Source organism: Pantoea sp. UBA5923 (assembly GCF_002431095.1).
GTDB classification, from domain to species: domain Bacteria; phylum Pseudomonadota; class Gammaproteobacteria; order Enterobacterales; family Enterobacteriaceae; genus Pantoea; species Pantoea piersonii.
The window spans coordinates 24,363-30,577 of record NZ_DJDN01000017.1; the positions used below are offsets into that span (position 1 = coordinate 24,363).

The 6,215-nt window shown below is 60.4% G+C and carries 6 protein-coding genes and 1 pseudogene; 6 read left to right on the top strand and 1 reads right to left on the bottom strand.

Annotation, left to right across the window (positions count from 1 at the left end; genetic code table 11):
* Positions 1–2 precede the first annotated feature (2 nt).
* The gene (cobA, locus tag B3797_RS03695; protein ID WP_311790421.1) at positions 3–803 is read left to right on the top strand and encodes a uroporphyrinogen-III C-methyltransferase; all 801 of its coding nucleotides are present in this window, start codon (positions 3–5) and stop codon (positions 801–803) included.
* On the opposite strand, the gene B3797_RS03700 is transcribed toward cobA, so the two are convergent.
* Entirely contained in the window at positions 800–1,618 is an 819-nt protein-coding gene (locus B3797_RS03700) for a DeoR/GlpR family DNA-binding transcription regulator (RefSeq protein ID WP_126688793.1), read from the bottom strand. The genes cobA and B3797_RS03700 overlap by 4 nt on opposite strands.
* Positions 1,619–1,998: 380 nt before the next feature.
* Between B3797_RS03700 and B3797_RS03705 the strand changes: the two genes are divergently transcribed.
* From B3797_RS03705 to B3797_RS03725, 5 genes and pseudogenes are all read left to right on the top strand, one after another.
* Positions 1,999–2,796, top strand: a complete 798-nt coding sequence (locus B3797_RS03705; RefSeq protein ID WP_311790422.1) for a GolD/DthD family dehydrogenase — start codon at positions 1,999–2,001, stop codon at positions 2,794–2,796.
* A gap of 57 nt (positions 2,797–2,853) precedes the next feature.
* Positions 2,854–3,789: a D-ribose ABC transporter substrate-binding protein gene (locus B3797_RS03710; RefSeq protein WP_120452318.1), complete on the top strand. Its 936-nt coding sequence runs from the start codon at positions 2,854–2,856 to the stop codon at positions 3,787–3,789.
* Positions 3,790–3,834: 45 nt separating this feature from the next.
* Positions 3,835–4,446, top strand: a complete 612-nt coding sequence (locus B3797_RS03715) for a DUF2291 domain-containing protein (protein ID WP_311781579.1) — start codon at positions 3,835–3,837, stop codon at positions 4,444–4,446.
* 9 nt (positions 4,447–4,455) lie between these two features.
* Positions 4,456–5,988, top strand: a complete 1,533-nt coding sequence (locus B3797_RS03720; RefSeq protein WP_311790423.1) for a sugar ABC transporter ATP-binding protein — start codon at positions 4,456–4,458, stop codon at positions 5,986–5,988.
* A gap of 50 nt (positions 5,989–6,038) precedes the next feature.
* A pseudogene (locus B3797_RS03725) lies at positions 6,039–6,215 on the top strand (ABC transporter permease); the annotation flags it as partial.

Below are 6,215 nucleotides of genomic sequence, written 5' to 3' on the forward strand. Positions count from 1 at the left end.
CTATGACCAACGCGATCGATTCACTGAATAAACTTTTGTCGCCGGGCGAAGGAGAAGGGCGCGTCTGGCTGGTGGGCGCGGGGCCGGGCGACGTCGAGCTGCTGACGGTAAAAGCGCTGAGGCTGCTGCATCAGGCGGAGGTGGTGGTCTATGACCGGCTGGTGAGCGAGGCGGTGATGGCGGAGGTGCCGGCCTCGGCGCTCTGTATCGACGTCGGCAAGCAGCCAGGCCGCCACGGGCTGAAGCAGGGTGAGATCAATCAGCTGCTGGTGGATCTGGCGCGCGGCGGCCGCGAGGTGGTGCGTCTGAAAGGCGGCGATCCCTTTATCTTCGGGCGCGGCGGCGAGGAGCTGGCTTTTCTGCAGCAGGCGCAGGTGCGCTGCGAGGTGGTGCCCGGCATTACCGCCGCCGTGGGCTGCGCTGCCGCCAGCAATATCCCGCTGACGCACCGCGACTGCGCCCAGTCGCTGCGCCTGATCACCGGCCACGGCAAACTCGGCGAGCCGCAGCTGGGGGATCGGGCGTTCAGCGACGCCCGCGAGACGCTGGTGTTTTATATGGGGCTGCGCTGGAGCGCCTCGATTGCCGCGCAGCTTCAGCGCCAGGGCCGCGCGGGCGATACGCCGGTGGCGATTATCGAGAACGGCACGCGACCGGATCAGCGGGTGTTGATCACCTCGCTGGCCGGGCTGGCGCAGACGGTAGAGGAGCAGCGGCCGGTCTCTCCGTCGCTGCTGATTGTTGGGGAAGTAGTGCGCTACGCGTCAGCCGCGCAGCAGAGCGCCGCCGTCGCCCAGGCTTAAACCGCGCGGCGCTGCGCCTGCGGCAGCGAGGCGACCAGCACGTTAACGCCGAGCGCTTCAAAGGCGGCGATCTGCGCCGCGCTGATGCCGTCATCGGTGATCAGATAGTGGATATGGCTCCAGTCGCAGGGCAGCGCGAACATCGACACCTTGTCGATTTTGCTGGAGTCCGCCACTACATAAACCGTACTGGCGGAGTTGATCATCGCCATTTTCACTTTGATATCGGTCTCGCTGGGAAAGCTGAGGCCCAGGCGCGGCGAAATGCAGGCGGTGGCGAGGAACAGCTTTTGCGCCAGCACGTTTTCAAAAAAGCGCGCCGCCTTTTCGCCGGAGGTGGAGAGCGTCGGGAATTTAAAGGTGCCGCCGGTGAGCAGAATGTTGATGCCCGGTTCGCCGCCCAGCTTCAGGGCGATATTGACCGCCGTCGTCACTACCGACAGACGGCGAATATGGCCGATCGCCTCGGCGATAGCGGTGGTGGTGGTGCCTGAATCGAAAATCACCGTGTCGCCGTTTTCGATATGCTGCGCCGCCAGACGTCCAATCGCCTCTTTCTCTTCCAGATGGGTTTGCCGCTCCAGCAGCAGCGCGCCGGTATTTTGCTTGCCGGTCATCAGCGTCGCACCGCCGTGATAGCGCTGCACAAAGCCCTGCTTTTGCAGCATTCTCAGGTCGGTGCGGATGGTGGCCTCCGTCAGGCCGAAGACTTCCGTCAACGCCTTAACCGTTACCGTACCGTCTTCACGGATCATCTCCAGAATCTTTTCACGACGCTGCTGCATATCGGCAAGCTGCTCAATTTTGCTTTTCAATCGAAATGCTCCCTCTTCTCAAACCCGGTCTTTCCGGGCGAGTAAACGCCTGTCGCTGAGTTTACCCCGCACTTTTAGCGAATGCGAGACGACCCATTGCGGTTTTTGTTTTCGAACGAAAATGATATAGCCGCATGTTACTGAATGCACTGGGTTCGCGTAGCGTCTTTATCCATGCCGCACCTGCGCTGTATAGACGATATCACGCTAAAACAAGGGGATAAAAATAATTGCTGCGAGGTGTATAAAATTTGATCTCACCCACATACCATTGCGTTTCGATAGCTTATATTTTTGTTCGAAAATCAAATATCCCGTAAGCCCGGAAAAAATCCGTTTTTAACTGGACCGGTCGCCAGCAAGAGACAAGAGAGGAACAGATGAGCAGCGAATATGACGTAAACCTGCGCTACGGCGTCGACAGCAACCTGGATCTTGGCGGCAAAGTGGCGGTGGTGACCGGCGGGTTAGGGGGTATCGCCATGGCGAGCAACGAGATGCTGCTGGCGAAGGGCGCGCGCCTGGCGCTGCTCTATCCACCTTTCGAAGCGGAAAAGGTAGCCAGCCTGCGTGACGCTTTTGACGCCGATAAGGTGCTGTTCGTTACCTGCGACGTGACCGACCCGGCCTCGGTGGAGCAGGCGTTTGACGAGGTGGCGCGCCACTACGGCCAGATCGACATTCTGATTAACTGTGCCGGCTACGTAATGTTACAGCCGGTGCTGGAGACCGATTTCGCCGAATGGCAGAAGCAGATCGCCGTCAATCTGACCGGGCCTTTTCTCTGCGCCCAGGCGGCGGGCAAACGCATGGTCGCGGCGGGCAACGGCGGCAAAATCATTAATATCGCCTCGCAGGCGGCTTCGATCGCTATCGACAATCACGTCGCCTATACCTCCGCGAAAGCGGGCCTGCTCGGCATGACCAAAGTGATGGCAAAAGAGTTCGCGCCGCACCGCATCAACGTTAACACCCTCTCGCCCACCGTGGTGCTGACGCCGATGGGCGAAAAAGCCTGGCGCGGCGAAAAGGGCGAACAGATGAAAAATCTGATCCCCTTAGGGCGCTTCGCCTACACCGACGAAATCGCCGCCGCTGTGCTGTTTTTCGCCAGCAACGGCAGCGACATGATTACCGGCGCCGATCTGATGATCGATGGCGGTTTCACCATCTGGTAATGCAACACCTCATCCCTGAAGCGTCACGACCCTACAACTAAGAGAGAGAACATCATTATGAAAATCCGCTCCCTGTTGTGCACCGCCATAGCCGCCAGCCTCTTCTCCAGCGCCGGTTTCGCGGCGGAGAAAGGCACCATTATGATCCTCGTTAACTCGCTGGATAATCCCTACTACGCCTCGGAAGCCAAAGGCGCCAACCTGAAGGCGCAGGCGCTGGGCTACAAAACCTCGGTGCTCTCCCACGGCGAGGATGTGAAGAAGCAGAGCGAGCTGATTGACGCCGCCATCGGTAAAAAGGTGCAGGGCATTATTCTGGACAACGCCGACTCTACCGCCAGCGTCGCCGCGATTAAAAAAGCCAAAGACGCCGGTATTCCGGTGGTGCTGATCAACCGCGAAATCCCGGTGGATGACGTGGCGCTGGAGCAGATCACCCATAACAACTTCCAGGCCGGTTCCGACGTCGCCACCGTGTTTGTCGAGAAGATGGGCGAGAAGGGCAAATATGCCGAACTGACCTGCAACCTGGCGGATAACAACTGCGTGACGCGATCTAAATCCTTCCATCAGGTGCTCGACCAGTATCCCGATATGCAGAGCGTGGCGCGGCAGGATGCGAAAGGCACCCTGATCGACGGCAAGCGCATTATGGACAGCATCCTGCAGGCGCATCCGGATGTAAAAGGGGTGATCTGCGGCAACGGTCCGGTGGCGCTGGGCGCGATTGCCGCCCTGAAGGCGGCGGGACGCGACGACGTCACCGTGGTCGGCATCGACGGCAGCAACGACGAGCGCGACGCGGTGAAGGCCGGCACGCTGAAGGCCACGGTTATGCTGCAGGCGCAGGCCATCGCCGCGCAGGGCGTCACCGACCTGGATAACTTCATTCAGAAAGGCACTAAACCGGCGAAGCAGCGCGTGATGTTCCGCGGCATTTTGATTACGCCGGATAACGCCAGCGGCGTGCAGGACTTCAACTTTAAGTCGTAATTAATCGCAGCGGCGCCCATGCCCGGCGGGCGCCAGGAGAAACGAATGGACAGACGACTCTGGCTTCTGCTTCCCATGATTGTGCTCAGCGGTTGCCGCATTGTGTCGCAGCAGGAGCTGGCGGATCTGAAAAATCCGCCTAATCCAAAAATGGCGAATATCGCCCGGACGTGGCGCGAGCAGCTGGTGCCTCAGGTGCAGCACGACGCGAAACCGGCGGACGAACTGCTGAAGGCGCTGCAGTCGGCGAAAGATTTCGATACCGCCTGCAGCACCCTCGGCTACCGCAGCCAGGCGGAAAATCCCTGTGTCTTTAGTGTCAGCCTCAGCGGCGAAGTGACGGCGGTCAATACCACGTCGCGCAATGGCCGCATGACGGTGAAAGATCGCTCCGGCGAAAACGTAACGGTGCAGACCGGCCCGATTATCCCCGGCACCGCGCTGCGCGACGCCTTTAAAGGGGCGAGCTATCAGGACTTCAACGATCAGGTGCTGTTCGGCGACTACGGCCGCGCCATCAATCAGCAGGCCTCCAGCATGATGACCGCCTTCAAACCGAAAGTGGGCGACAAGGTTCAGCTGACGGGCGTGTTCAGCAGTTGGGACGTGCCACAGCAGATCCCCAACGTGACGCCTGTCGCCATCGCGCGGCAGTAAGGAGCGGCTATGCAGCATTCCCAGACGGACGCGGCCAGCGAGGTGATTATCGAGACGCGCGGCCTGTCGCGCATCTATCCCGGCGTCACTGCGCTCGATCAGGTCAACTACCGCGTCTACCGCAACAAGGTCAACGTGCTGATCGGCGAAAACGGCGCGGGCAAGTCCACCATGATGAAGATGCTGGCTGGCGTGGAGACGCCCTCCAGCGGCGAAATCCTGCTCGACGGTCAGCCGGTGTCGCTCTCCTCAACGCATCAGGCGGAAAAACAGGGCATCAGCATTATCTTTCAGGAGCTGAACCTGTTTCCCAACATGAACGTAATGGACAACATCTTTATCGCCAATGAGTTCTTTCAGCGCGGAGTGATCAATGAGAAGTACCAGTATGCGCTGGCGAAATCGCTGCTTGAACGGCTGGAGCTGGATGTCGATCCTCGCGCGCCGCTGGGCGAGCTGGGCATCGGCCACCAGCAGCTGGTGGAGATCGCGCGGGCGCTCTCCAAAGACACGCGCGTGCTGATTATGGACGAGCCGACCAGCGCGCTCAGCCAGTCGGAAGTTAAGGTGCTGTTCAACGTTATCGACCAGCTGAAGCGGCGCGGCGTCACCATTATCTATATCTCGCACCGGCTGGAGGAGCTGATGGAGATCGGCGACCACATCACCATTTTCCGCGACGGCCGTTTTATCAGCGAGCGCGAAGTGCGTGACGCCAGCGTGCCCTGGATTATTGAGCAGATGGTCGGCGACAAGAAAAAGCACTTCGACTATCAGGCGGCGCCGCAGGGCGAAACGGTGCTGGAGGTGGAGGGCCTGACCGCACTGCATCAGAACGGCGGCTATCGGCTGAACGACGTCAGCTTCTCGCTGCGCAAAGGCGAGGTCATCGGCATTTACGGCCTGCTGGGGGCGGGGCGCACCGAGCTGTTTAAGGGGCTGATCGGTTTGATGCAGTGCCAGGCGGGCAAGGTGCGGCTGGCGGGCAGCGCGCTGGAGCGATGCAGCTTTCAGCAGCGGCTGAAGCGCGGCATCACGCTGGTGCCGGAGGATCGTCAGGGCGAGGGCGTGGTGCAGCTGATGTCGATCACCGCCAACATGACGCTGACCGATCTCAGCCTGCGCGGTTTTCGCCGCGCGCTGCGTCTGCTGCATCCCGCGAAAGAGAAGCGGCGCGTGGACGAGATGATCCAGCACCTGGCGATTAAAGTCAGCGATCCCGAGCTGCCCATTACCTCCCTGAGCGGCGGCAACCAGCAGAAGGTGGTGCTGGGCAAAGCGCTGATGACCGGGCCGCAGGTGGTGCTGCTGGATGAGCCGACGCGCGGCATCGATGTCGGCGCGAAAACCGACGTCTATCACCTGATCGGCACGCTGGCGCAGCAGGGACTGTCGGTGATGTTCTCCTCTTCCGAGCTGGATGAGGTGATGGCGCTGGCGGACCGCGTGCTGGTCATGGCTGATGGACGTATCACCGCCGACTTAACCCGCGCCGAAGCGACGCGCGAGAAACTGATTACGGCCTCGACGCCGCATGACTAGCCGCGGGTTTCCGCGTTGACGGGCGGCTGTGACCGCCTGCAGGAGAGATGATGAACCAAAAATACCTGCTCTATATGTACCTGCTGAAAGCGCGCACCTTTATCGCGCTGCTGATTGTCATCGGCTTTTTCAGCGTGATGGTGCCGAACTTTCTTACGCCATCGAACCTGCTGATTATGACGCAGCATGTCGCCATTACCGGACTGCTGGCGATCGGCATGACGCTG